This is a genomic window from Nitrospirota bacterium (assembly GCA_026387665.1).
GTDB lineage: Bacteria > Nitrospirota > Nitrospiria > Nitrospirales > Nitrospiraceae > Palsa-1315.
In genome coordinates this window covers 182790-209104 of sequence record JAPLLG010000008.1, presented here as the reverse complement: position 1 = coordinate 209104, position 26315 = coordinate 182790, and the positions used below count along the sequence as shown (strand labels likewise).

The window sequence follows — 26315 nt, the reverse complement described above, 5'->3', positions numbered from 1 at the left end:
GTCCTCGGGTGACCGCGCGAGTCCATCGCGAGGGGCTCAGAATACCACAAAGCCCGAGCGAGACCAATCCGACTGCATGCGGATGGCTACCAGAGTTTCACGCGGCGAATTTTGTTTTCGCCACGCTCGCAGATATAGAGATAGCCCTGGGAATCCAGCGAGAGGCCGACGGGAGAATTCACGACGGCCTCGATGCCGAGCAGTCCGTCGCCATGCTTCACGGTCCCGGACGATTCTTTCGCCACGAACCGCGCCGCGCCGCAACCGCCCATATTCTTGTCTTCGTAACCGCTATCTCCGTTGCCCGCGACCGTCGTGATCACACCGGTGGCGACGTCCACTTTGCGCACACGATGATTCATCGTGTCGGAGATGTAGAGATTGTCCTGCTGATCGACCACCACGGCTTCCGGCGCATGGAGCATGGCTCTAATCGCCGGCTTGTCGTCGCCATCGTAGCCGTACCGGCAGACGCCGGCCACGGTCGAGATGATGCCGGTCGTGTGATCGATGCTGCGGACGCGGTTGCTGCCCTTGTCGACGAAAATGATATCGCCCTTCCCGTTCACCGTAAGCCCGACGACATCGTAGATGCGGGCCTCCAGCGCGGGCTTGCCATCGTCGAGGTACATGGACATGTCCAAGCCATCCGAACAAACAGGCATGAGCCAGCCATGGTCGTCGCTGAAATCGATGCCGATGGCATCGCCGGAGAGCACGACCAGATTCCGCGCCACAAGCGGCTGCTCGCGGGCTTCGTCTTCGGCAGTCCAGGCCCCTGCCACCGTCGTGACCATGCCGGTCTTGGGATCGTAGCGGCGGATCCGGTGCGCCTGAGTATCGGCGATGTACATCACGTCATTGGGATCGAAGGCAATGGCGGCAGGCCAGGTGAGATTGGTCTCCAGAGCCGGACCATCGCCATTGAAGCCATGTTGGCCGGTGCCGATGATCGTGGTGATGATGCCGGTCTCGTGGTCGATTTTCCTGATGCGGTTGCTGCCGGAATCGCAGATATAGAGATCGTTGTGGGAATCGAACGCCACGTCGAGCGGCAAATAGAGTCCCGCCTCCCCACAGAGGCCTTCGTCGCCGCTGTAGCAGGTTTCGCCGATGCCGGCGAAATTATGGAGGGTGCCCTCCTTGAGGCTCACCCGTCTGATGCGATCGGACCCGGACTCGGCAAAATAAAACCAGGTCTCGTCCTTGTCCAATGCGGCGTGATGGGGCAAGGGAATCCCCGACTTGACCGCCCGCTTTCCATCGCCGGTGCTCCGGGCCTTGCCGTTGCCTGCGAAGGTTTCGATATAGCCGACTGCGAGCTGGAGTTCGGTTTCCATAGACCTGTGGCCTTAATCCCGGCTGATTAGCCGCGTGAAACTGATTGAACGGTCTCGACCGGCTGCGCCACTGGCGCGGCTGCTTGCACCGTCGACTCCGGAATCGCCTGCTGCGGAGCAGCGGCTGTCTGCTGCTGGGCCGCTTGAGCGGCGAGAGCGTCTGCTTCGATCTGGTCCGCCTCATGCACGGACTTCTTAAACCCCTTGATCGCCTTGCCGATCCCCTCGCCCAACTGCGGCAGCTTGCCCGCGCCGAAAATGATCAGCACGATGAACAGGATCAAAATCAACTCTGTAAAACCAAGACTCCCAAACATGGTGTGTTCCTCCGTCTGAATGGGTAACTTAGGATGCGCTGGTCTCTTTGGCCCGCTTTGAAAACCGTTCCTTCAACCGATTCCGGGCCTGTTCGGCCTGTTCGAACATCTTGGCCTTGTCGTAGACGCTGATCAAATTGTAGTAGGCCAGCGGCTCCTCGGGATTCTGCTCGACGGCATCTTCCATGACCTTGATGGCGAGGTCCGTCTTCTTGTGATTCATCGCCAGTTCCATCAGCTTGAAACTGCCCTCCAGATGCTTCGGGTCCAGTTCGAGCGTGCGGATGTAGCACTGGATGGCCATGTCGATGGTGTTGTAATCCGAGACCTGGGGGTTGTCGAGCTCGACATAGACCCCGGCGAGATTGTACCAGGCCATGGGATCGTCCGGGGTGATCTCCACGAGGCGCTCGTAATAATCTTTGGCTTCCATGAACTTCTTTTTGTCGGCATAGACCCGCCCGAGATTGAACAGCGCCAGGACATCGTGGGGGAACACTTCGAGCGCATGTTTGAACTCGGTTTCCGCTTCGTCCGTCATGGCCTTCGTCGCGTAGATCGTGCCCAGATTCGAATAGTACATCGCGAGCGAGCGGTTCATTTCGGCGCGGAGGCCCTCCGCCATCTCAATCGATTTCTTGACCTCGACAAGCGCATCGTCCATCCGGCCTTTGCTGAAATAGAGCTCGCCCAACCGGCAGCGGGCCTGAAAATCGTCCGGCTCAACCGCCAGAAGCTTTTCAATCTCGGCAATTTCTTCGTCCGGATTCAACGGCTGATCGCCCGGATCGACAACGGTCTGACCTGGATCGGAAACAGAAGAGGTTGGTTCGTTCATACGATTCCCTATAGTAAAAAGGTTCGTTAGATATGTCCGCCCGCCAATGAATCCGGCGTGCCGATCACCGGCGCGTTCGTCGCCGGCGCCGAATCAGCCGCATCGCGCCGATGCCGGTCCATGGTTAAGAGCATCACGCCAAGCACCACCATGAGCGTCAGATTCGAGTACAGCAGCGCATAGCCCGCAATAAACATCAACCCGATCCCATAGCCGGCCAGCCGCCCCATCGTCAGCAGCTTAATAACCGTGTAACCCCAGCACAACAGGCCTGCCATGTAGAGGGCAAAGGGAAGGAAGAACGTGTAGCCCATGCCGAACTGAAAAATCCACCCGATGCCGTCCGCCGCTTTCCGAATGTTGTTGGCCAGCCCCGGGTCATACTGCTTGAGCAGATAATCCAGGAACAGCATCAGCGTAAAAACAGACCCGGCGGTGGCCCAAAACCAGATGGCGCGGCGGCGCTGCCGCTGATTGCGCGTCCGAAACGAGACGCCCCGCCCATAGGCCCAAAACACCAGGATGCTGGACAGGACCATCAAGGCCTCGCCCGCGCGATGGGCCTCGTAGACCAACGGCGGCGCCGCCACGGTCCCGATGAAACTATAGGTCGTGGACACGATCTGGTAATACAACCAGCCCCCGATCCCCAGGAGATAGGTGAGCCCCATCGCGCGATGCGACCATTCGGTATGGGCCGAGAGATACTCCGTCATCAGACAGACCAGCGCGACCAGGGCTACGAAGTTATAGATCGCCGATCCCAAAAACGCGGGAGGGACCAAGAGGAAGCCCGCCGTGAGGAGCAATAGAAGCGCCACGGAGGGGACGACGATCCGGTTCGAGCCCACGAACCCGCGCCCGGCCATCCGATTGACGACGCCCACGGCCAGGGCGAGGAATAACAGAATCGCCACGACGTTGAGCAGCCACTCGCCGATCCCCGTCAGGGCCGTGAAGGTCGGAATAATCCACTCATGCGTCTGCGCCAGCTTGCTGAGATGCATCCCCAGCCGCGACACGAGCCGATAGAGGATCAACTCCGAGAAGGAGACGATCAGGACGAGCTTGATTGTGTACTGGAACAACAACGATTGGTCGTTGATCCGTCCCGTCATCCGGTCAATCATGGCATTCGCGGCAATCATGCTGTCGATCCTTACAGGAGGCCCGAATTATACTGCGCGAACAAGAGGGTCACCGTCGTGCGGGGCCGGCGCATCACGATCTCGCCGGCTGCGGCACGCCCACTTCTTGCGCCTTGGCCCGCGCGATGTACAGCAACCCGTCCGCCATGGAGTAGTTGAACGGCAACTCGCACACGACTTCGCTGATCTTTTCGTAGACATGCTGATAAAGGGCTTCCGATTCATCGGGCGTCATGCCTTCGGACACTTCATAGAAGAAGCCCAGGCTCAAGTCCTCCGCCGACGGGCGCATGATGCGCCGGATACCGTAGCTGCCGGGGTCGCTCATGATCGGCGCTTCTTTTTCCAAATCGAAGAGGCAGGGCTGGCAGGAGAAGCCATAAGAGCTATGCAGCCGCTCGTTCTCGACGATGAAATTCATCGTCTCCCGCGCTTCTTCTTCTTTTTCGGTCGGGAATCCCACGATGATGTAACAGTGGACCGCGATCCCCAGATCGACGCAATCGTCGACAATGCGCCGCACCCACTCCTGCTTGATTCCCTTCTTCATGAAATCCATCACCCGCTGGTTGAAGGACTCCAACCCGAAGACGATCTTCAGGCAGCCGGCATCCTTCATCGAGGCCAGGAGTTCCCGCGTCAGGTGCTTCTCGAAGCGCATCTCGCAGGTCCATTTAATGTCCAGATTCTTGTCGATGATCTGCTGGCACAACCGCTTGGTCGGCGAGAGGGCGAAACATTCGTCGGTGAAGAAGAACCGGCTGGCGCCGTAGCGCTGCTTGAGCCATTCCAATTCCTCGACGGTGCGCCCCGGTTCTTTCTGCCGGAAATTCTGGTGATCCAGCGTGAGGGCGCAAAACGCGCAATCCTTGTAGTAACAGCCGCGCGAAAACTGCACGGGCAAGACCGGCTCCGGCGACAGATACAGACCCAGCGGAAAGCCATCGTAATTGGGCGCCGGCAACTGGTTGATATTCTCGGAGTAGAACGGCTGGTTGACCGTGATCTTCCCGTTCTGGCGATAGATCAGGTTCGGGACCTTGCTGAAATCTTTTTTCCCATCCAGCTGATGGACCAGTTCGAGCAGCGCCGTTTCGCCCTCGAAGACGATGATGTCGTCGGTCAGATCGAAGAGACTCGGGCAGCGGCGCAGGTTATCGACCAGCCTGGTGAAGATACTGCCGCCGATGGTCAGATGGATGTCGGGCGCGGCTTCCTTGATCAAACGGCAGAGTGTCAGGCCAGGGATAATCTGCGAGGTCGCCGTAATCGAGACGCCGATCAAGTCCGGCTGATCCCCGATGATCGATTTCAGAAAACGCTCGCGGAACAGCTTGATGTAGGGGTTCTGGGTTTCATCCCTGATGATCTTCATCAGGTCTTTGGACGAATAGATGGAGCAGTTGCCGAATTGATTGTCGACGACCGTTAGTCTAGTCGGGAAATAAAGCGTGGAGAGGACCTCCAGCCATTTGTCGATGAGGAAAAGGCTTTCCTTATAGGACTCGAGATCGTAGAAGCCCTCCCCGCGCAGGGTCTCCTTGGCCGGCTCGATCCGGTCGATGAGATAGGGGAAGCGGTCCAGCGACTCAACGATACGCGCCAAGTGTTCGGCGCTTCCCGGTCCCGTGTCGCCGGTGTGGCTCTGCTCAAGGGCGCGCTGTTTATCGACCAGTTCCTGATAGAGTTCGGCCCCGTAGGCTTGGGTGACCACTCCGTCTAAGAGTTCAATGCCGAGATCGCGTTGGGAGACGTTGTTGACGCCGCCTTGCACCAAGAACCCCGTCAAGGAGGGGAGGCTCAGGTAGGGCTGTGACGGATGCCAGGTTGGAGGAAAAAGCAGTGAGACTTTCATGCTGAATCACTACCAACTCAGTGAAAATTACGGCGTTATCTCAAGAAAATGCACATGTTTTTATACACTCCGCCATCGGCCAAATGCAACCATGGGAGCCGGCTCCAAGCCCTGCCAAGAGCGAATCACGCGAAGGATCATCATCGGTATCGCCCGCCGCAGAAAAAGAGAAAGCCCCAGCCCGGCCTGATGCCGGACTGGGGCTTTCTCGCTCACTATCACTCGTGCCCTAGCGGTACGAGATGGTCTCTCCAGAGACCGGTTATCCTACTGCAACTTCAGGGTAAACCAGGTGGAGAGCGCCTTCATGCCGTTACGTTCAACGTTGTTGCCGTCCCAGACCGCGAAGGCGACTGGCACAGACGCACCTGACTTGAACTGGGTATCGTTGGCATCACCGGTTTCCAACGTGCGCTTCACCACCACGCGCCAGGTTGGACCGGTGTAACCACCGCCCTTGACGGAGCCTGATGGCTCCCACACGCCGTTTCCGATGACATCCTGATGCGCTTGCGTGGTCAGGGTGCTGAAGCCATTGGCGTTCAGATCCTCGACCGAGCTCACGCGCAGCGTCGGGTCAGACATGATGTTGCCGGACCAGATACCGGGATTGAAAGGCCCAAGGCTGCGACCGATCCGGTCAGGATAGGTCACGCCGCCCGCAGGCTCTTCGAAATAGTAGTCCCAGAAAATGCCCGGGTATTGATCGTCCACGTCCCACATACCCGCGCTATCCTTGCCGAGATCCTTCTGCCACTCTGCGTTCCACCGCCAGATGTTGGTGGTGCCGCCGGACTGGCCCATGCACTGGAAGGGGGGCGCGCCAGCCGTATTGACTGGGAACATGATCGCGACCTGATCCCGGAAATCCTGAGGACCGATGGTCGTATCGTTCTTGGTCTGATCGTTCCACTCTAAACGCAGGCCGACTTCTTTGCCGTTGGTCATGGCTTTCACGAACACCGACTTCACCGAAATATTCGGATGCATCGGTGTGGTGATCAGCTGTCCGCTCAACGGCACGATCACCCCTGGCACGCTCTCCCAGACTGGGTTCGCGCCGTCCATGGGAATCGATCCCTTGATGGCCTTCGCCGGAATCGTGACCGGCTGGCTGACAGCCAACGGCACCTGCCCGATCGTCAGCATCACGCCAACGATCAACGCAGAGAGAAGAATGCCAAACACCACACGCTTACTGTGTGTCTGCACAACTCTCATAGGACTACTCCTCCTCTCGATTAAAAGATTAAGAACGGTGGCCCAAGATAACTGACAACAAACAAAAAATAGAAACCCTCACGAATACTTGATGGCTAGGCGGTTCCGACCGGCCCCCCATCGTCCTTGTCTTTCCCTTGATCTTTTTTATCCAAGAATGATTCGGCGCCGACTTCGTTCAACAGCAAGCTGAGCTCGTTGCCTTGATCTTGCGCGCCGCACTCATAGGTCTGGCCTTCCGGCGCATTAAACGTCGCCGGGCGATAATCGGTTTCCGAATAGGGCTGCGGCACGACGCCCAGGAACGCGGCTTCGAAGTCCATCCATTCCGCCATCAAGTCCGCCACGTGCTTGTACAGACCTGAATCGGCTTTCTTGACCAGCATCCGGCAGAACAGCGGCACCCATCGCCCGATGTGGTTTTTGACGAACTTCTTCTGCGCATCCAGGACGATCTGCGTCTTGTCCGCTCCGTCGTGGCAGCGCGAGTAGGACTCTTTGTAGGCCAGGAAATGCATGAACTCGAACTCGACGCTCAAATGGTCGAGCCGTTCATGGATGTCCTTGGACAACTCGACCCCGAACGCCCGGTAGAATCCGGCGATATCGCCCATGACTTGAGATTGGGCAAAGACGTGGTCGTTTCCAAACAGGGTTTCGTAGGGGGGGCAATCTAGGGTAATAACGTTACTGAACACGCGGCGATGCTCGGACTGGAGATCGCTGAGTTGCCAATTGACACACTCAGACGCCACAACCTTTTCAAGTTGATCGAACTGCTTGCGCAGCAACACCAGCTTTTGCTTCGCGCGTTCGCCGCCGATCCCGTCGAGCACCAGGCTCAGGGCATCGACCGCGGCCCGCCCATCCTCGACAAATTCACCGCATTGCACGTAATCAAGAAATTCGTCGTCCTCGGGATAGAGCAGACTCCACGAAACAAGCAAATAGAGTTTGCTGCGATTGAGGGCGCGTTCGACTGCAGGTGAGTCTTTAATGGCCGGCGGAGCTGCGATAACCGCAGCTCCCGCTGGAGAATTCGTTTGCACCGGCTGTTTACTCGTCATGAGAATCAGCTCCTCGGTTTCCCCTGTTGCCCGATTGGATATCCTGGACATCGGGGATCAAACCTTTGGCACAGGCTCGCGTATGATAGGTAACAGCCCTGGGGTTGTCAAGCGCGAACTCGTACTCTCGAATTGATGATCTAAGATAATGATTTTTCACGTTATTTCTCACATTTCCCCGCACGATTTCTTTTCGATTTTCCCTCTTGCTTTTGCCTCACGTTTTTGCCTCTCACAAAAGCGACCGTGCCAGTAACCTGAACGGTGTCACGCGAATCGCCACCTGATCGTTCACGGTCCGGCAGACCTGTTCGCATAGGCCGCACCCGACACAACGTTCAGTCATCACGCCCAAACGCTGCGTATCAAAGTCCATCGATAAGGCATCCGTCGGACATTTAGAGGCACATGCATGGCATCCCTGCCCTGCCGTGCAGATACGATGGGATACGATGGCTAGGCCCATTCGTACCTGCTCGAGCCCTCCGACGGCAAGCAATGCTTCCGTCGCGCAAGCTGCGATGCAGGGCACATCCTCGCAGAGATAGCACGGGATCTGATCCGCAAAAATGACCGGCGTCCCATCCTGCTGGTGAAACGTGATCGATCCGTGAGGACAGACCGTAGCGCAGTCACCGCACTTCGTGCACCGCTCTAAAAACAGCGTCTCGTCAACCGCACCGGGAGGACGCAGCCAATCCGTCCGCACCAGTGGAGCCGATCGTTCCGGCACAACTTCCTGTTGCTTGGAAAATTCCTGGGCCGCCTTGGCAACGGAGACGACCGAGTCCTTGAGGAAATCACGCCGGCCATATGTCGGATCGTTTGCCACAAGAGTGACCTTACATCACGCCGTCGGCGCGTAACTTATAGACCTCGACACAACGGTCGCAGGCCCCAAATTCGATATCCCAGCCCGGGTGATTCTCGCGGATAAAATCGAGCACGTACGACTCGATCTTATTGCCCATATCTTCGACCCACGAATAGGTCGGGAATCGGCATAAGGGGCACGGGAACCCCGGCATCAACATGACTTTGTTTTCGGTTTCCGGAACTTCTCCGCCCTCGACATCCACGGCGCGATCCATCACGCGCAAGGTGTCCGAGGCCATTTCGATCAATTCCGAGTGGGTGAAGAAACTCGTCTGCCACAGCCCCTCGAACACCGACTTCAACTGTGGCGCAGGGATTTTGCGATACCAGGAGCGGAACTCTTTGAACCGGTCTTCCTTGCGCAGCATCGGCTCTTTGCCGGCTGCCGTCAGACGGCTGTCGACGGTGAGACTCCATAAAATCCGATAGCGATGGAGGATGAGCGTTTCTTCGCCGGGGTTCTGTCCGACCTTGGTATCAGGGTCATAGCCAAAGACCGGGTCCAGCATGTCCGAGATATGCAGCAACTCATGACGGCAATAGCGCGTGAGCGCGGGATCGTAGAATCGCCGCGGAATGAGCTTGATCCCGACGCCTCTCAACCCTTTCTCTTCGAACTCCCGAGCCATCTCGTGCTCGACGGAGCCCCACTTCCTGAGAATATCGACGCCTTCCTGATCTTCCTTGAGCACGCCCTTGACCAGGACGATACCAACCCGTTCTTTCAGCAGGGGATATTCGTTGAACGCATCCCGGATGATGTCGGAAAATCCCCAGGTCCCGAACATGTACTGGTAGAGCTTCTTAAACTCGCTCTCCCGATCGTCGAGCGTAAACTTCTCGTAGATCGGATCGGCCAGCTCGTGAAATTCCTTATAATAGGTCGGATCGCCTTCACGCTCCGTCTTTTCGACGAACGAGTCGATGACCTCTTGCAACAATGCGGGCTGAAAACGCAGTTCCATAATAGTCCTTGATCGTCCAATCCGGACTGGCATGGCCGGCACACCCCGTTGAGGGATGCGAACCGGCTCTCATCGCGGCTTGACTTGGTGGCAGGGCTTCTCTTACGATCACCTCAAGCCGACAAGCCGACGCGAATTATACTGGCCCGAATCGCCGATTTGCAATCAAGCCGGTCGCCGCGGGCCGCTTCATCTTGCTCCGACCGTAAGGATTATGAAACATGGCTGATCAGATTGCGCCTCAACTGGCCCCATCGCCCTCTCCACTCACGCCATCATCGGGTGCAGGCAATGCACCGGTCGATTTCCTCGAGTATTGGAAGAGCGGAGCACGGGAGCTCACCACCTTTCGCGGCCATTCGCATGGAGTCTGGTCGGTCGCCTTCTCACCGGACGGATTGACCCTTGCCAGCGGAGGAGTCGACCGGCTCGTCCGTATCTGGGACATTGAGACAGGGCGCTTGCTGCGCTCCCTCAGGGGCCACACGGCAGACATCCGATCCGTCGTCTTCACGCCGGACGGCCAGACGCTGGCCACCGCCAGCGAGGACCGCACCATCCGGCTGTGGAACCCGCACACCGGCGAATCGAAAAAATTGCTCTTTACGCGCTACGACCACAATGTCGTCAGCCTCTCCCTCTCGCCGGACGGCCTCATGCTGGCGCGCGGCAGCCACAACAAAGACATCAAGATCTGGGAAGTCACCACCGGCACCGAGCTCATGACCCTCCTCGGCAAGGACCAGTACGACCACCATTGGTCGGTCTGCGTTACCTTTTCACCGGACGGCATGCATCTCGCCAGCGGAACGGACATCGGCAAGATCAAACTCTGGGAAGTGCTGCCCAGCGGAGAAGAAAAGATCCTGCATAACGGACATTGGAAGCAGGACGAGGATGATAGCAGCGAAACCCGCGGATACTTCGTCGAAGACGACGGTGGCTTTCAAAAGCCGATGGACTATTGGATCGGCGCGATGACCTTTACCCCCGACGCCAAGCTCCTCATCACCGGGAGCCGCGATAAAACGATCAAACTGTTCGACATGCCCAACATGACGGAACAACGGACCCTGAAAGGCCACACCGCCTGGGTGCGCGCCCTCGCCGTCACGCCTGACAACAAAGTGCTCATCAGCGCCGGCGACGATGAAACGATTCGGTTTTGGGATTTATCGAACGGCCGTTGCTTCAGAACGCTCAAGGCTCATACAGGCGGCATTCGCGGGATCAGCCTCTCACCGGACGGCATGACATTGGCCAGCGCGTCATGGGATCGCACGGTGAAACTGTGGGCCGGGGGAACAGAACCAGCCGAGTAATCCCCGTCGAGCTGCGAAGTTTGGCAGGATGCTCAAAACGTCCGTTCAGCATGTTCATGCTGAACGGACGTTTGACTATCCGTTACGCCTACTCTGGTTCATCCTTAGCCGATGGAATCCCGTAGCGTTTGCACTTTTCCCAGAGAGCTTTGCGCGAGAGACCAAGGACCTTCGCGGCCGTCGTTCGGCTGCCCTCTACCCGTCCGAGGACCGACACAATATATTCACGCTCGAATTGCTCCCGCGCCGTCGCCAGCGAGGTCAGCGGCCGCTCCTCGCGCTTCTGCCCCGTCAGTCCTTCGCTACAGAACCCGCAAGACTCTTGAGGGAGCCCTCCCGTATAGGGACAGGACTGGAAGCCGCAGAGATCAGCCGGCTGAATCGCCTCACGATCCCGCCCCAGCGCCACCGCCCGCTCGACCATATTCTCTAATTCCCGCACATTCCCGGGAAACGAATAGCGCAAAAACAGCTCGCGCGCCACGGGCGAAAGCCCCTTCACCGTTTTATTCATCTTGCTGGCGCAAGTCTTCAGCACATGCTCCGCAATGACCATGATGTCTTCCTGCCGTTGGCGCAACGGCGGGATCACGATATGCACGACATTGAGCCGGTAAAACAGATCTTCGCGAAACCGTCCCTGCGAGACTTCTTTCCGCAGATCTTTTTGCGTCGCACAGACCAGCCGCACGTCGACGTCGATCCGGTCGTTCCCTCCGACACGCTCGAACTGCCGCTCTTGAAGCACCCGCAAGAGTTTGACCTGGATGACCGGAGAAATTTCCCCGATTTCGTCGAGAAACAGCGTCCCGCGATGCGCCAGCTCGAATCGTCCGCGCCGCTGCTTCATCGCCCCGGTGAAGGCCCCCTTCTCATGGCCGAAGAGCTCCGCCTCCAGCAAGGTTTCCGGCAAGGCCGCGCAACTGACCTTGATCAGAGGGTGTTGGCTTCTGGCGCTGTTTTGATGGATGGCATTGGCCACCAGCTCCTTGCCGGTGCCGCTCTCTCCAAGAATCAACGTCGTCGAATCCGTGCCGGCCACCAGCTTGATCTTGTCGAGCACCGCGCGCATTTGATTGTTCGTGCCGAGAATGCCCCCGAAGCTGAACTTATCTTCCAGAGCTTCCTTGAGGTCCTGATTCTCGCGCCGTAGCGCCACCACACGGCCCACCCGTTCGACGATCAATAATAATTCGTCCATCTGGAACGGTTTGGTGATGTAGTCGAAGGCGCCGAGCTTCATCGCCCCGACCGCCGTTTCCACCGACCCGTGGGCGGTAATCACCACCACCTCCGTGTGGGGCGCTTGCTCCTTGGTCGCAGTGAGCACCGTGAGGCCGTCCGCGCCTGGCAGGCGCAGATCCGTAATCACCAAATCGAAGGGCCGCCGACGGACGGCGTCGAGGCCGTCCGTGCCGGATGCCGCCGCTTCCACTTCATGGCCGACGGCCTCCAGCGCATCGACCATCGAAAGTCGCATCAACGGCTCGTCATCCACGAGCAGAATCCTGAGCCCCTTCATGACAGTCTCTCCAGGAACGAACGTTCGCGCGAAACCGGCAGATAGAGCGTAAAGGTCGTCCCCTTCCCCACCTCGCTATCCACCACGATCCTTCCTCCATGGCGCTCCACAATGCCGAGACTGACCGACAGGCCAAGGCCGGTGCCTTCCCCTTCGCTCTTCGTCGTGAAAAATGGATCGAAAATGCGAGGCAGGACCGCCGGCGGAATGCCCGACCCCGTATCGCGCACTTCGACCAGACAGACTCCTTCGACGACCACGGTTTGAATCGTCAGCGCCCCGCCCTCTTTCATCGCTTGCACCGCATTCAACACCAGGTTCATCAAGACTTGCTCGATCATATGCCGATCGACCATGACAGATGGCAGCCCATGGCCCAGCACCGTTTCCAAGACGATTCGGTTCGGAACAAAGAGGTGCGTCGTCAACACCAAGACCCGGTCGACGATATGATTGATATCCGTCAAGGCGAACTCCGGCTCATGCTGCTGGGAGAAGTCGAGCAACTGCCGAACAATCTTTTGCACCCGCTGCACCCCATCCTCCATGGAAGCCCGATATTCCTCCTGCCGGCTGGCCGACAAGGTGCCCTTCCGTAAATTGTAGAGACAATTGAGGATGCCGCCCAAGGGATTATTGATTTCATGGGCCACCCCGGCAGCCAGACGACCCACCGATGCGAGCTTCTCCGAGTTCCTGATCTGCTGTTCCAGCTTTTTGGTCTCGGTCATATCCCGCGCAATGCCCAACACTCCGAGAAGCGTCCCCTCAACCGCATGCAGGGGAGAAACGCTGACCATCACCGCCCTCGGCTCCCCCGTGCGCGTCACGACTTCAACCTCATACACCTGTTTCGCCCCGATGTCCAAGGTGCTCTTCAGCCGCCGCCCCCGATGCCGCTTGGACAACAGGGCCAGATAGGGACGGCCGATCAGATCCTCTTTCCGATAGCCCCAGGCTTCGACCTTGCTGTTGACGTAGGTAAACCGCTGCTCGGTATCGAGCGTATAGATGACATCGTTCGCGTTCTCGAGCAAGTTCTCCAGATACTGCTTGGTCTCTTCGATTTCCCTCGTGCGCTCTCGCACTTTCTGCTCCAACTCTTCGCGATAGGTCTGCAGCTGCCGCTCCAGCTTCTTTCGGTCTGTAATGTCGCGCAGCTGCACCATCACCAACAATTGGTCGTCCGCACCGACTCGAATCAAATCCATTTCGACCGGCGTTTCCAGACCGTCGGCATGGCGCACCATAATCTCTTGCGTGGCCACTTTCCGCTGGCCCGTGATGATATCGGCCATCCACCCGCGCAACGCATCATGATGCCCGGCCAGCACGACCTCGAACAGGCTCCGGCCGACCACCGTCGCCTCCGTATAGCCCAGGGCCTGCTCCTCACGTTTATTGACCGCCACGATCGTGCCGGACTCGTTCACCATGAACACCGAGTCCGCCACCAAGTCGAACAGGGCCTTGTAGCGCGCCTGCGACGCCACCAACTGTTGGGTTCGCTCCGACACGGCCTCTTCCAATTTCGTCGTATATTCCTGCAGCTGCTGCTCGAGCCGGCGCCGTTCCGTCACGTCGCGCACGAAGGCGCGGGAATGGACCAGACCGCCCCTCTCTTGATCGATCAAAGCCGTGGCATGAATCTCCACATCGATGGGATGGCCGTCTTTCGCCAGAAACACCGTCTCCATCGAACTGCGCCCCTGGGCCACCAATCGCTCCAGATACTGCAAGACGAGCGATTCCTGCCCGCGCGGCACCAGGTCCCACAGCTTCATCTCCAACATCTCATCCAGCGTATACTTCAGTTTATCCAGCCCTGTCTTGTTCACATGGACGAAACAGCCGCTCCGGTTCAATTGGCAGATCATCTCCGGCGAATGTTCGATCAAATCGCGGTACTTTTCCTCCAGCCGATGCACATCCTCCATCCGCTGCTCGATCTGCCCGAACGACCGCTGGAGATTGGTGGCCATCTGATTGAACGCCTCGGCGAGGCCTTCGATTTCGTCGCCGGTCTTCAGGGCCAGCCGCCGGTCCAATCGTCCGCTTCCGATCTCCCGCACCCCGTCATGTAACAACTGAATCGGTCGGGCAATCCGACGGGCCACGACCATCCCGGTCCCCCACAACACGGCCAGGACGAGCAACCCGTAGAGCAACACCTTCGCCACCAGTTCGGCCAGCGGCGCATAGGTCTCCCGGGGATCCTGCCGCACCACGGTCACCCACTGTTTGCCTCCGAGACTTCCAGGCGCCAACCGCTCGCTGAATCGGACCGGCGCAAATCCGATCAAGGCCTGCTGGCCTCCATGCGAATCGTCCGCCACGACGGACCACCCGGCTTTCAGCCCGCCGAGGGCGCCGATGAACTCTGGCTTGATCGAATGTTCCTCCGGGGCCAGGACCGGACAAATCACCAGGCCTCCATCGGAGCTGAACAGCATCGCATGACCAGTCTCCCCGACCGTGACATCGGCAATGGCATGAAAAATCGTATCCCGGCGCAGCAACACCGTGACTGCGCCGATCGCCGACTCCTTCGCATCGTCCAGAATAGGGACTGCGACCATAATCACATGGGTCCCGAAACTGGGGTCGAACGCGATCTCGCTCACGTAGCCGCTGGGACCGGCCCCTGTCATCACCGCTTGCCACCAGGGCGTCTTGCCGTAAAAGTACTCCACTTGCGGGATGGAGCTCACCACCAGCGCGCCCTGCTGGTCGGTCACCAGAATCCCGACATAGTCGGACTTTCGGATATCGTGCCATCGGATGAGATAGTTGGTGACGATACGATTGATGAAGAGAGGAAACTCGCTGCGCTTGTCCCGCTGACGCCACCGCTGCTGCCAATCCTTGATCATCCCCTGGATGCTGTGCGCATCCTTCCCCTCGTACGTGCGATTGGATTCCGTAACGGCGGTGCGAAGAAACGGGGTGGTCGCGAGCTGCTGTGCCTCGTTCATCCCGCGACCGACCTGCATTTCAATACGACGAGCGGCTTCCACGGCGACTTCTTTGAAGTTCGCGCCGGTCATTTCGCGAAGCGCGCGCCGCTCTTCGACGTAGGTGAGGACAAGCAGAAGTGTCAGGGGCAGAAGGCCGACCAGCACGATCGCCGTGATGATCTTGTGCTGGAGACTGTGAGACCGACTCCAGAATGTCATGGGCATGCCAGCGAACCGCTGCTGCGACCGGATGGCCCGATCGCAGCCTCGTGTCTCTCCGCCAACGGCTGCAGACTAGCTCCGCTTCAAGAGCCGCCCGGACGCTCCGGGCCACAGCAGCAGCAACGGACTCGCGACGAAAATGGATGAATAGGTCCCGAAGATCACGCCCCACAACAGAGCGAGCGAGAAGTCATGCAAGACCTCTCCTCCGGCCAGCGTCAGAGGAATCAGCACCAACACGACGGTCAAACTCGTGACGATCGTGCGGCTCAAGACCTGGTTGACCGCATTGTTGATGATCGTCTCCTCGCTGTCCCGCCTCCGCATCCGGAGATTTTCTCTGATCCGGTCGAACACGACGACCGTGTCGGTCATCGAGTAGCCGGCCAAGGTCAGCAGCGCGGTCACCACCAGCAAGGTGATCTCTTTATCTAAAAGGTAAAAGGCGCCCAGCACTGCCAGCACATCGTGAAAGGTCGCCAAGGCCGCAGCGATGCCGAAGCGAAACTCAAATCGCCCCGCCACATAGAGGATGATCCCGACAAAGGAAATAAGAATCGCAATGAGGGCGTCCTCTTGCAGCTTCTTCCCGATGGTCGGCCCGATCTCCGTACTGGAATCGACCACGAAATGGTTCGAAGGAAACTCCTTCGTAAAGACCGCCACGACCCGTTCGGCCACCTTTTCTTCGATGGTCGTCGAGGCCTTCAGGCGAATCAGGAGTTTGTTCTCCTGCCCGAATTCTTGGAGTTCGGCGTTGCCCAGGCCATTCGCCTCCAAGATTTTCCTGGCTTCGTCGATCCGGATCGCTTGGTCGAACTTCAGCTGCACCGCGGTCCCGCCCGCGAAATCGATGCCGAGGTTTGCCGACCCTCGGCTAATCTGCACGACTGCCACCAGCCCCAGCATCACCATGATGCCGGAAAACAGAAAGGCCCAGCGGCGCTTTCCCATGAAATCGATATTGGTTTTTCCGAGAATCTCTAACATGCCGGCTCCTTCGGACTAGATGCTTAACTGTTCGACTTTGTGTCGTTGATTCATAAGGTCGAAGATGACCTTGGTGCCCACCAGGGCCGTAAAGAGATTGATCCCGATGCCAAGGCACAAGGTCACGGCAAACCCTTTGATCGGCCCCGTCCCGAAGAGGAACAGCGCCACCCCCGTGATCAGCGTCGTCACGTGCGAGTCGACGATCGTCAACAGCGCCTTCTCATAGCCTCCGTCGACAGCCAGCCGAACCGCTTTCCCCGCTCGCAGCTCTTCACGAATGCGCTCGAAGATCAGGACGTTCGAATCGACGCCCATCCCGATCGTGAGCACGATGCCGGCGATCCCCGGCAGGGTCAGGGTCGCGTTCAGCGCCGAGAGCGCCCCCATCAAACAAAGGAGGTTCAATGCCAGCGCAAAGTCGGCAATCACCCCGGACGTCCGATAATAGACCATCATAAACAGCACCACCAGCGCGCCGGCAAACAACGTGGCCTGCACGCCCTTGTCGATCGAGTCTTTCCCCAGCGACGGTCCGACCGTGAGATCTTGAATGATCTTCAGCGGAGCCGGCAAGGCGCCGGCCCGAAGGACGATCGCCAAATCGCTCGCCTCTTGCATCGAGAAGGTTCCGGTGATTTGCGCGCGGCCCCCGGTAATGCGCTCCTGAATCACCGGCGCCGAGTAGATCGTGTTGTCCAGCACGACGGCCATGCGCTTCTTGACGTTGTCGCCCGTGATCCGATCGAACTCCCGGCCGCCCTTGGCGTCGAAGGTGATCGACACGTAGGGATCGTTGAATTGGCCGATCGAGACCCGCGCATCGCTCAACACATCGCCGGTCAACATCACCCGCTTTTTCACGAGATAGGGAATCCGATATTCGCGGCCAGTGTCTTTGTCGACCGCCCGTTCGAACAGGATCTGGTCGCCGACCGGCAACTTCGCCTCGGCCTGCCTCAGCACCTCCGCCTCTTTCTCTTTCGGGATGCGGGCGGGGAGATCCATCTTCACCTGGTTGTCTTCGTCCAGCAGCTTAAATTCAAGCAACGCCGTCTCTTTGATCAGATCCTTGGCGCGCTTGGGCTCTTTGACGCCGGGCAGCTGCACGACGATCTGCTTCAGCCCCTGCCGCTGCACCATCGGTTCCGCCACGCCAAACTGGTCGATGCGGTTCCGGATCGTTTCCAGCGCCTGGTTGATCGCGGAATCCTTGATGCGCTTGATCTCCAGCTCCCGCAGCTCCCACACCAGCATGTTGGCCGATCCGGCAGACTCCGTCTCAAGGAACGTCGGATAGTCCTCGATCATTTTCTGGATCTGCGCCTTGAGCTCGGCATTTTGGAATTGGATCGTCACCTGAGTCGGGCCTGTTCGCGTCACAGACTCGACGGGGATTTTCTTATCCACCAACAAATCTTGGAGGGATACGACCGATCGATCCACGGCAATCTCGACCGCGCGATCTTCGTCCACTTCCATGACGAGATGAATCCCGCCCTGGAGGTCCAATCCCAGCGTAATGCCTTTGTTGGGCATTACCGCCTTCAGCCAGGCGGGCAACGCCTGGTAGAACGGCTGATAGGAGGGAATGAAGAAGATCACCGACAGCACCACCACCAGCGCCAATACTATTAACCGCCCACCCACTTTTTTCATGTTGTCTGTAACCCCTTTGTCACTCGCGGTCTACGAGTCCTTGTCCTTGTCCTCATCGTCGGCGCGTAATCGCGCAATATGTTCCCTCTGAATCCGGATCTTCGCGCTGTCGGCGATCTGCAGCGTCACGGTCTCTTTCCCGAGATTCGTGACCGTGCCCCAGATGCCGGATCCCGTGATCACCTTATCGCCCTTCTTCAAGGCCTCCAGCAAGGCCTTCTGCTGTTTCTGGCGTTTTTGCTGCGGCAGAATGAGCAGGAAATAGAAAATGACGAAAATCAGCACGAACGGCACGAGGGACAAGAGCGTCCCGGAGCTCGACCCAGAACTCCCGCCACCGATTCCTTGAGCCCATGCGACCGATTGCATTACCATACGAACCTATCCCTTCTCCTCACAGTTAATCTGCCGCGTTTCGCCGATGGTCCTCGGCCTCCGCTGCGGCAGTCAGGTCGCGGGACCGATAAAACTCTTCTCGGAACGACCGCAGGCTGCCCTGCGCGATCGCCGAACGGACCCGCCTCATGAGATCGGCAAAATACCACAAATTGTGGATCGTATTCAGTCTCGACGACAGCATCTCTTTCACCTGATAGAGATGATGGAGATAGGCCCGCGAATAGCGCGCACAGACTGGACAGCCGCAGGCCGGGTCGATCGGCTGCTCATCCCGCACATACCTCGCTTGCTTGATCACCACCCGCCCGAAACTCGTAAAGAGCGAGCCGGTCCGTCCATGGCGCGAGGGGACGACGCAATCGAAGAGATCGATCCCTCTGGCCACGCCTTCGATCAAATCCTCCGGCATCCCCACACCCATCAAATACCGTGGCTTCGACACCGGCAGTTCCGGCACGGTCACATCCAGCATGGCATACATCTCGGGCTTCGACTCTCCCACCGAAAGCCCTCCGACCGCATAACCCTCGAAACCGAGCCCCACAAGGTCGCGCGCCGACGTCACGCGGAGATCCTGATCCAAGCCGCCTTGCACAATTCCGAAGAGGGCTTGGTCCGTGCGGCGACGACTATCCTGACAACGTTTGGCCCAGAGGGTGGTCCGGCGCACCGCATCGCGCACCACGTCCTTTTCAGCCGGCAAAGCCACGCAATGATCGAAGGCCATCATGATATCGGCCCCCAGCGCTTCTTCAATCTCAATGGCCGTCTCCGGCGTGATGAAATGCGCAGACCCGTCGAGATGGGACTGAAAGCTCACCCCATCGTCCGTCACCTTACACAGTTTCGCAAGACTGAAAATCTGAAATCCACCGCTGTCCGTCAGAATCGCGCCAGGCCAACCGGTGAACCGATGCAACCCGCCCATCTCAGCCACGACCTTGTGCCCGGGCCGCAGATACAGGTGGTAGGCGTTGTTCAGCATGAGCCCGAATCCGAGCTTCTCCAGGTCGGCCGGATCGATGCCCTTCACCGGCCCCAACGTGCCAACCGGCATAAAGGCCGGCGTGTCGATCGCGCCGTGGGCGGTGCTGAGTCTCCCCAGTCGCGCACTCGTCTCACGATCTGCCTGCTGCACGGAAAAGTCCACAATCCCTCTTGCTCCCTACATCTGATCCGGTGCAGAAATTCCGAGCACAGCGAGTCCGTTCTTCAACACCTGCTGGATGCCTCGCATCAACGCCAATCTCGCCGCAGTCCGTTCCGGGGACAACACCTCTTTCGGCAGCCCCTCCCCTGGAACCAATCCCTCCGGCGTGACCGCCAACAGATCGCGATCCGCCGCGGGAGGCAAAACTCTGTGCTTGTTATAGAACGTATGGAGCAGCCCGGCCAATTGCTGCAGGTAATAGGTCATCCGGTGAGGCTGATACTCCATCGCGCTGCCCTGTAAGACAGAGGGATAGGCGGAGAGCTTGCGAATCAGCCCCAACTCGTCCGGGTCCGTCAAGACGGTGAGATCCGCCTCGCTCGGCAGGGGGCAGACGATGCCTCTGGAAGCCGCAACGCGCCAGAGGCTGGAGATCCTGGCATGGGCATATTGCACATAGTAGACGGGATTATCGGAAGACCGCTGCTTGGCCAGCTCCAAATCAAAGTCGAGATGCGAATTGGAATCACGCATGAGGAAAAAGAACTTGGCCGCGTCGGCCCCGACTTCATCGATGACTTCCCGCATCGTGATGAACTCGCCGGCCCGCTTCGACATTTCCACTTTTTTCCCGCCGCGCAACAGATTCACCATCTGGACCAGCACGACCTGGAGGCGATCTTTCGGATGGCCATAAGCCTGCACCACCGCTTGCATGCGGGGAATATAGCCATGGTGATCCGCGCCCCAGACGTCGATGAGCAGATCGTATCCGCGCCGCAATTTGTCTTGATGGTAGGCAATGTCGGAGGCCAGGTAGGTATATTCGCCGTCCTGCTTCCGGACGACGCGATCCTTCTCGTCACCGAAGGCTGAAGACCGGAACCACCAGGCGCCTTCCTCTTCGAAGAGAAACTGCTGCGCTTTCAATTCATCCAAGACCCGCTGAACCGCCCCTGAATCCACGAGGGAGGCCTCGCTGAACCAGGACTCGAACTCGATCCCGAAGGATTTCAGATCCTCGCGAATCAGACCCAGCAGCTCCTGATAGGCAAACGTTCGGCAACGCGCCTCCACCTCTGTCGCCTCACGCCCGGCCAGCTCGGCCCCGAGCTGCTGCTTCACTCGCTCGGCCACGGCAGTGATGTAGGCCCCGTGATACCCCTCTGTCGGAAATTCGATCGGCCGATTCGAGAGTTCCTCGTACCGTGCGTAGACGGAAGTTCCCAGCAATTTCATCTGTCGGCCTGCGTCGTTGATATAGTATTCGCTCACGACGTCATACCCGATCGCCTTCAGCATATTCGCGACCGCCTGCCCGACCGCTGCGCCGCGCCCATGGCCCACATGCAACGGGCCGGTCGGATTCGCACTCACATATTCCACCAACACGCGACGTCGCTCCCCCACTTCGGCTCGCCCGTAGGCCGACCCTTTCAGCTCGATTTCCCTGAGCACTTCTTGCCAGATGGCAGGCTTGAGCGTGAGGTTGAGGAACCCGGGCCTGGCAATTTCGACCCGGTCGAAAAGTTGCTCGTCCTGAGAAAGATTGTCGATGATGATTTGGGCAATGTCGTGGGGCGCTCGTTGCTCTGAGGCAGCAAGAGACATGGCGACCGTTGAGGCGAGGTCTCCCCATTCAGGCCGTTTGGGAGCATCCAGACTCAGCTCGGGCCAGGCTTCCGTCTTCAGTTGGCCTTTTTTTTTGGCTCCATTGAGCGCTCCGAGGAGCGCACTGGTGACCTTTTCCTGCACGACTCCACTAGACAAAGAAAGCTCCTAAGTCCTTACCAATGAAAGGAAAAACGAACTGGTCACTCTAGCATACGGAATAGGCAGTGACAAGGCAGCCAGCAGGGCTTCTCTATCGAGATGCGGCCTCTCTAAGGTGAGCCAGACAGACTGCCTCAAGATGGGTCTGCGAGACCTTGAGACAAGGCTTTCCCTCACACCGACTGACATCGTTCCACGACTGGCAAAGACAGGGTGCGCCCTGCAGCACTGTGACCTTGGTTCCGCTGGGAGCCCAACGAGCCGGGTCGGTCGGCCCAAACAAAGCCACCGTCCGCACCCCTATCAGACCTGCCAGATGGGTGACGCCTGAGTCCTGCCCGACAAAAAGGCTCGCCTGGGCCAGCACCCCGGCCAGAGTGAGAAGATCCAGGCCCTTCAGGACGATCGGTGAGCTTACGCAAGACTGCATCAGCCGCTCGGCTGGCTCACGGTCTGCCGGTCCTTCCAGAATCACTGGGATCGCCCCGGAGGTCTGGATGGCGGCCACAACAGAGGCCAAGACCTCAGGCGCCACACATTTATGAGCGCTGCCACTCCCGGGATGAATGACGACGAGCAGCGATCCGACCGGGAATCCTGCATCGTTAAGACAGACTTGCCCAAGATGGAGAAGCGGCTCCGGCACCGTCAACAGGGCAGTCCCCCCGCCATCAGACGGCGCCTCCTGAATCGCTTCAAGAAACCGGTCACGTTGATGGATTGCCTGAATCGTGGGCGAGAAGGGAGACCGCACGACCGCCTCTCGAGCGCCGACCCTCCTGAGCCTCTCGCTCAAGGTCCCATCGCGATCCTCCATCCAGCCAATGGCAAGATCGCAGACCTCCAGCCAGGCCTGTAACTGCCTCCTGTCCGAGTCCACCCCGGCGAACAAGTCCGAACAGGCTCGTCCCTGCACAGAGGTCCACTCATCAATGATGCCACAGGCGAGAAGCAGCTGCGCGACCTGATCCTGCGCACAGAGCATCAGCCTATGGGTGGGGAAGCGGTTGCGCAACCGAATCATGGAGGGAACAGCCAAAAGCACATCGCCAAGGCTGCCGGGATGGATGATGACGATCGTTCGTGTCACGGCGGCGCTATACGGGCTTGGGTGGAGGCAACTGAGACAGCAGTGACCGTGCCACCTCCAGGTCTGCTGGAGTATTCACGTTCTGGAAGGAACGTCCGGAAGGGTCGATAGCCCGGAGATCATCCTCAGTCACATAGCGCACATGGAGAGACCGGTCCGATACCATCTCCTGGATCTTGAGCTGTCGCGCCTGAATCATCCGTTCAACGACAGGCAAACATCGCTTGCTATACAAGGCATGCATCGGATGCATGCGGGAGGCAAGCTTCGCCATCACGATGTCAGCGTTGGCTCGCCGGCTCGTGAATTGGGCAATGACTGCCGGATCGAGAAACGGCATGTCGCAGGCCACGACAAATATATAGGGCGTGGTGGCCTGCATTAGCCCCGTGTAGAGCCCACCGAGGCTGCCGCAATCAGGGACCAGGTCGCGCACCACGTGCGCTTCGACGTCGAGCGGAGGGCTGTCCTGCGCAATGACCACCAGGACATCCTGAAAGACTGAGCGGAGCACTGCCAGCCCTCGCTCAAGGAGGGTCTGTTCCCCCACAAGGAGATGCCGCTTATCCTCACCCATTCTCCGGCTTTTGCCCCCGGCGAGCAGAATGCCGGTTACATCGATCTCCATCGTGTCCTCAATGCAGCCGCGCCAAAAAGAAAGAGGGGGTGGGTTACCCCACCCCCTCATACTTCTTCAGACTCTCTCGTTCAAATGAACGTTAGAGGGTCTTTCCCTTCCGCTTGTTCGAGCGTCTGGTGAGAACCCAACCTTCCAGCAAGACCACCCCGAAGGCGATCACAACTGGGTAGATGTAGGCTTCGCGAGGCGTCGGCGGCTCCAGGAACGTGTAGTAGAAGGCCGACACGGCCATCTTCCGTCCTGCGTCACCGTTGTGGCCATCCCAGGCGAAGAACACGGTAGGAATGTACTGTCCCATTTCGAAGAAGGTATCTTCGTCGTAATCCTGATCCTTCTTGTTGCCCAACGGACGTTGAATGATCACCGTCCATCGGCCATCCTTCCACTCCGAGTGAAGGACTTTGATGTTCTCTTCGTACGTATCGCGTTCTGCGAAGTCCTTGTCCCAGCCCGTGCCCTCAAAGGCACGGAGGGAACCGTCGGCTTCCCACTTCACAATGTCGACTGGGTACTGTTCGTTGCTGCCGAACAAATACCGCGGCTTAATCGGGGCTGGAAGCTCTTTCCACTTCACAGCAGTTTCCATGGCGATCGCATCGTTGTAGACCGTGTAGTTGTTCTGATGCGCGGCGATTGAACCCTCTTCGCCCGTCTTCGGGTCCTGTTCCTTCACATCGATGTTGACCTCGGTCGGAGCCCAAGGCAACTTCCCTGTGGCGACGCTCTTCGTCCGGTCGTCCCACTGGAACATGAACACGACATGCTTGTCGTTATAGAGCGACTTCACCCAGATATCGTCGATCCGGTTCACGAAATTTCTTGGCTTATGGGTGATCTGCCCGCCCATCGCGACATACCGGCGAGCCCGGTTCTTCCACAGTTCATGCTCTGGATCAGCAGGAATCTCTCCTTCGACCACCCCTGAGGACACCACGAAATTGATCTTCGGCTTGTCCGCCAACGGGTCGATGGCGAGAGGCGTACCGTCAGCTTCGCGCTCACACAGCGAGTTCACGAAGTTGGCAATGTGCCACCGTTCTTCAACCGTGCTGTTGTCAGCAAACGAGGGCATCGGGGTCCCGTTGATTCCGGTCGAAAACGTCCGGAAAATGTTCTTGACGTTATAGGGATCTTGCCGGCTGCCTCTGAAGTTCCAGCACTTGTGCCAGTCAGCAGGCTGGATCGAGAAGCCCCAGTCGTCCTTCAGATTGAACGCGTTGCCGTCGCCACGGCCATCCGTGCCGTGACACTCGACGCACTTCTTCTCTTTAACGAGCTCCGCGCCCTTTTTCACGCTCTCCTCTGTCGCAGGAATCGGCTTCAGATCGTCCAGCTGCAACACAGTCTGAGCTTCGGACTGCTTGTCGGTAAACTTCCGGTCCTTCACCAGCTGGGTGGTGACGAAAGACAGTACTTGGAGTCGTTGCTCTTCCGTCAGGATGCCTTCCCAGGATGGCATGGCAGAACCCGGGAGACCGTGAGTCACGGTCTCAAACAGGTCATTCTGGCCAGGGACAGGCTTCTTGGCATCGAACAACGGCAACTCACCGCTGGCCGTGCGCCGAATCTTGAACGTCCCCTGGTTGAAGTTGCGGGGACGAGGCCAGAGACGATCGGCGCCTGGGCCATCGCCCGCGCCATCGACTCCGTGACACCACACGCACTTGGTGAAGTAGACCCGCTTTCCTGCTTCGATCATATCGGCAGCAGGCTCAGGCGCTAATTCGCCTTTCTTGAAGCCCTCAGGAAGGGCCTCGTCGGCAAACGCTAGGCTCCCGGTGCTTCCGGCGACCAGGATGACTCCAAAGGCAGCTGTGAGGAGCATTCCTGCCTTCAGACTAAACGAATTCTTCATGGTTTCCCTCATGTCGTAAATCCAGGTTGGCTGTCAATTCCCGTGAACGATTAGTCCCAGGTCCGGGGATAATACCCCGTGTGCCAATATTCGAACAAAATCACTTTCCAGATTTCATCTACCGTCAGGTGCTGTTCCCACGGTGGCATCACGGAGGCCCAGGGGAACCCTTCGTTCGGCAACCCGATTCCACCCTTGGCTACGCGCCAGAAAATGAACGTTTCCTGTAATTGTGCAATCGTTCCCGGATCCGTAAAGTTTGCCGGAATCGGGTTGAACGCGAAGGCATGGAGACCACGTCCGTTCAGGTTATCGCCGTGGCAGAAATGGCAATTCTGAAAGAAGATCTCTCCGCCCTCACGCACATACTTGAGGTACCCTTGCGCATCCTTATCCCAGGGGTTGGCATTCGGTTTCATCAACCGGCCCATACCCTGCTCCACAATATTCGCGTTGCTGTACTCTTGATCGAACTTGCCTTCAAGGTTCACGCGATAAGGATTCTGCGACGTTTGCAGCGTGTAGGTCTTTCCATGCACCTTCGTGCTGGCTGGCGGCGCAGGATGCACCGTCCTCAACTCGATCGGCTCCTCTGATTTCGGGACCATCGCGTTGTAGGAGAAGCCGCCGATCAGAATCGGCAACAGGACCAGATAGGCATACCGCAACAGCTTGTTCACCCCACTCTGGGCATCCAAGATGTTCATGATCGGCTGTTTGAACTTCTTCCAATCTTCCTCGTTCGCAGAGACCCACATAAAGACGGCGACGAGTGAGACCGTCCCGTACATGGCGCGAACACTGAAAGGAATCGGCGGGTAGACGCGGAACTTCAGGTACAGGAGGATGAAACACCAAAAGGCAATCCCCTGCCAGAAGCGAGGGAACGCCATTCCCATGGTGCCCAACATGTAGCTTAACCCTGTAAACCCCGCCACAAACAGCGTGAGTTCAAAGAGCACTTGCATGGGCATGTAGCCTTCGACCAGGCGCACGGTATTTGACGGAACGATATCCAGAATCATTCCGGCAAGCAGGAGTATTCCAATTGCTCCTATGAGTGCCCCGACTGACATTAATGCTTTCATCGGCGAACTCCCTTTGCTCAA

Annotated in this window: 21 protein-coding genes; 1 reads left to right on the top strand and 20 read right to left on the bottom strand. The window is 58.3% G+C overall.

The features are described from left to right. Nucleotides 1-86: 86 nt before the first annotated feature. From NT179_08335 to NT179_08295, 9 genes are all read right to left on the bottom strand, one after another. Entirely contained in the window at nucleotides 87-1340 is a 1254-nt protein-coding gene (locus NT179_08335) for a hypothetical protein (protein ID MCX5722020.1), read from the bottom strand. A gap of 26 nt (nucleotides 1341-1366) precedes the next feature. Then, on the bottom strand, nucleotides 1367-1657 hold the full coding sequence (tatA, locus tag NT179_08330) for a twin-arginine translocase TatA/TatE family subunit (protein MCX5722019.1): 291 nt from the start codon (nucleotides 1655-1657) through the stop codon (nucleotides 1367-1369). Nucleotides 1658-1685: 28 nt separating this feature from the next. Further along, a complete protein-coding gene (locus tag NT179_08325; GenBank protein MCX5722018.1) occupies nucleotides 1686-2495 on the bottom strand; it encodes a tetratricopeptide repeat protein in 810 nt (269 codons plus the stop codon). Between the two features lie 26 nt (nucleotides 2496-2521). Then, nucleotides 2522-3643, bottom strand: coding sequence for a hypothetical protein (locus NT179_08320; protein MCX5722017.1), 1122 nt, complete (start codon nucleotides 3641-3643; stop codon nucleotides 2522-2524). 73 nt (nucleotides 3644-3716) lie between these two features. After that, nucleotides 3717-5498, bottom strand: a complete 1782-nt coding sequence (locus NT179_08315; protein ID MCX5722016.1) for a radical SAM protein — start codon at nucleotides 5496-5498, stop codon at nucleotides 3717-3719. Between the two features lie 267 nt (nucleotides 5499-5765). Beyond that, nucleotides 5766-6719 (bottom strand): ethylbenzene dehydrogenase-related protein, encoded by a 954-nt coding sequence (locus NT179_08310; protein MCX5722015.1) that lies wholly within the window; start codon nucleotides 6717-6719, stop codon nucleotides 5766-5768. 95 nt (nucleotides 6720-6814) lie between these two features. Continuing rightward, nucleotides 6815-7786, bottom strand: a complete 972-nt coding sequence (locus NT179_08305; protein MCX5722014.1) for a molecular chaperone TorD family protein — start codon at nucleotides 7784-7786, stop codon at nucleotides 6815-6817. A 232-nt stretch (nucleotides 7787-8018) separates the two neighbouring features. After that, the gene (locus NT179_08300) at nucleotides 8019-8618 is read right to left on the bottom strand and encodes a 4Fe-4S dicluster domain-containing protein (protein ID MCX5722013.1); all 600 of its coding nucleotides are present in this window, start codon (nucleotides 8616-8618) and stop codon (nucleotides 8019-8021) included. Nucleotides 8619-8628: 10 nt separating this feature from the next. Next, nucleotides 8629-9627, bottom strand: coding sequence for a hypothetical protein (locus tag NT179_08295; GenBank protein MCX5722012.1), 999 nt, complete (start codon nucleotides 9625-9627; stop codon nucleotides 8629-8631). A gap of 221 nt (nucleotides 9628-9848) precedes the next feature. Between NT179_08295 and NT179_08290 the strand changes: the two genes are divergently transcribed. Next, complete coding sequence (locus NT179_08290; protein MCX5722011.1) at nucleotides 9849-10949, top strand: WD40 repeat domain-containing protein; 1101 nt, start codon at nucleotides 9849-9851, stop codon at nucleotides 10947-10949. An 88-nt stretch (nucleotides 10950-11037) separates the two neighbouring features. On the opposite strand, the gene NT179_08285 is transcribed toward NT179_08290, so the two are convergent. From NT179_08285 to NT179_08235, 11 genes are all read right to left on the bottom strand, one after another. Continuing rightward, the gene (locus NT179_08285) at nucleotides 11038-12471 is read right to left on the bottom strand and encodes a sigma-54 dependent transcriptional regulator (GenBank protein ID MCX5722010.1); all 1434 of its coding nucleotides are present in this window, start codon (nucleotides 12469-12471) and stop codon (nucleotides 11038-11040) included. Next, on the bottom strand, nucleotides 12468-15653 hold the full coding sequence (locus tag NT179_08280; protein MCX5722009.1) for a PAS domain S-box protein: 3186 nt from the start codon (nucleotides 15651-15653) through the stop codon (nucleotides 12468-12470). The genes NT179_08285 and NT179_08280 overlap by 4 nt, the downstream gene beginning before the upstream one ends. Nucleotides 15654-15722: 69 nt before the next feature. Continuing rightward, entirely contained in the window at nucleotides 15723-16640 is a 918-nt protein-coding gene (gene secF, locus NT179_08275) for a protein translocase subunit SecF (protein MCX5722008.1), read from the bottom strand. A 15-nt stretch (nucleotides 16641-16655) separates the two neighbouring features. Continuing rightward, nucleotides 16656-18299 (bottom strand): protein translocase subunit SecD, encoded by a 1644-nt coding sequence (gene secD / locus NT179_08270; GenBank protein ID MCX5722007.1) that lies wholly within the window; start codon nucleotides 18297-18299, stop codon nucleotides 16656-16658. Between the two features lie 30 nt (nucleotides 18300-18329). Beyond that, complete coding sequence (yajC, locus tag NT179_08265) at nucleotides 18330-18674, bottom strand: preprotein translocase subunit YajC (protein ID MCX5722006.1); 345 nt, start codon at nucleotides 18672-18674, stop codon at nucleotides 18330-18332. A 25-nt stretch (nucleotides 18675-18699) separates the two neighbouring features. Beyond that, nucleotides 18700-19848 (bottom strand): tRNA guanosine(34) transglycosylase Tgt, encoded by a 1149-nt coding sequence (gene tgt / locus NT179_08260; GenBank protein MCX5722005.1) that lies wholly within the window; start codon nucleotides 19846-19848, stop codon nucleotides 18700-18702. Nucleotides 19849-19863: 15 nt separating this feature from the next. After that, nucleotides 19864-21618, bottom strand: coding sequence for an arginine--tRNA ligase (argS, locus tag NT179_08255; GenBank protein MCX5722004.1), 1755 nt, complete (start codon nucleotides 21616-21618; stop codon nucleotides 19864-19866). 94 nt (nucleotides 21619-21712) lie between these two features. Continuing rightward, on the bottom strand, nucleotides 21713-22711 hold the full coding sequence (locus NT179_08250) for a glycosyltransferase family 9 protein (GenBank protein ID MCX5722003.1): 999 nt from the start codon (nucleotides 22709-22711) through the stop codon (nucleotides 21713-21715). Nucleotides 22712-22718: 7 nt separating this feature from the next. Continuing rightward, entirely contained in the window at nucleotides 22719-23339 is a 621-nt protein-coding gene (locus tag NT179_08245; protein MCX5722002.1) for a molybdenum cofactor guanylyltransferase, read from the bottom strand. A gap of 91 nt (nucleotides 23340-23430) precedes the next feature. Next, complete coding sequence (locus NT179_08240; protein MCX5722001.1) at nucleotides 23431-25206, bottom strand: c-type cytochrome; 1776 nt, start codon at nucleotides 25204-25206, stop codon at nucleotides 23431-23433. Nucleotides 25207-25256: 50 nt separating this feature from the next. Then, nucleotides 25257-26294, bottom strand: a complete 1038-nt coding sequence (locus tag NT179_08235) for a cytochrome c (GenBank protein MCX5722000.1) — start codon at nucleotides 26292-26294, stop codon at nucleotides 25257-25259. Nucleotides 26295-26315: the final 21 nt, after the last annotated feature.

Excerpts from the sequence above, each read along its gene's own strand:
- secF (MCX5722008.1), bottom strand. The coding sequence starts at position 16,640 with ATGTTAGAGATTCTCGGAAAAACCAATATCGATTTCATGGGAAAGCGC.
- NT179_08305 (MCX5722014.1), bottom strand. The coding sequence starts at position 7,786 with ATGACGAGTAAACAGCCGGTGCAAACGAATTCTCCAGCGGGAGCTGCG.
- NT179_08280 (MCX5722009.1), bottom strand. The coding sequence starts at position 15,653 with ATGCCCATGACATTCTGGAGTCGGTCTCACAGTCTCCAGCACAAGATC.
- tatA (MCX5722019.1), bottom strand. The coding sequence starts at position 1,657 with ATGTTTGGGAGTCTTGGTTTTACAGAGTTGATTTTGATCCTGTTCATC.
- NT179_08245 (MCX5722002.1), bottom strand. The coding sequence starts at position 23,339 with ATGGAGATCGATGTAACCGGCATTCTGCTCGCCGGGGGCAAAAGCCGG.
- NT179_08325 (MCX5722018.1), bottom strand. The coding sequence starts at position 2,495 with ATGAACGAACCAACCTCTTCTGTTTCCGATCCAGGTCAGACCGTTGTC.
- NT179_08295 (MCX5722012.1), bottom strand. The coding sequence starts at position 9,627 with ATGGAACTGCGTTTTCAGCCCGCATTGTTGCAAGAGGTCATCGACTCG.
- NT179_08235 (MCX5722000.1), bottom strand. The coding sequence starts at position 26,294 with ATGAAAGCATTAATGTCAGTCGGGGCACTCATAGGAGCAATTGGAATA.
- NT179_08335 (MCX5722020.1), bottom strand. The coding sequence starts at position 1,340 with ATGGAAACCGAACTCCAGCTCGCAGTCGGCTATATCGAAACCTTCGCA.
- NT179_08290 (MCX5722011.1), top strand. The coding sequence starts at position 9,849 with ATGGCTGATCAGATTGCGCCTCAACTGGCCCCATCGCCCTCTCCACTC.
- NT179_08240 (MCX5722001.1), bottom strand. The coding sequence starts at position 25,206 with ATGAAGAATTCGTTTAGTCTGAAGGCAGGAATGCTCCTCACAGCTGCC.
- yajC (MCX5722006.1), bottom strand. The coding sequence starts at position 18,674 with ATGGTAATGCAATCGGTCGCATGGGCTCAAGGAATCGGTGGCGGGAGT.
- NT179_08285 (MCX5722010.1), bottom strand. The coding sequence starts at position 12,471 with ATGAAGGGGCTCAGGATTCTGCTCGTGGATGACGAGCCGTTGATGCGA.
- NT179_08310 (MCX5722015.1), bottom strand. The coding sequence starts at position 6,719 with ATGAGAGTTGTGCAGACACACAGTAAGCGTGTGGTGTTTGGCATTCTT.
- NT179_08315 (MCX5722016.1), bottom strand. The coding sequence starts at position 5,498 with ATGAAAGTCTCACTGCTTTTTCCTCCAACCTGGCATCCGTCACAGCCC.
- secD (MCX5722007.1), bottom strand. The coding sequence starts at position 18,299 with ATGAAAAAAGTGGGTGGGCGGTTAATAGTATTGGCGCTGGTGGTGGTG.
- NT179_08320 (MCX5722017.1), bottom strand. The coding sequence starts at position 3,643 with ATGATTGCCGCGAATGCCATGATTGACCGGATGACGGGACGGATCAAC.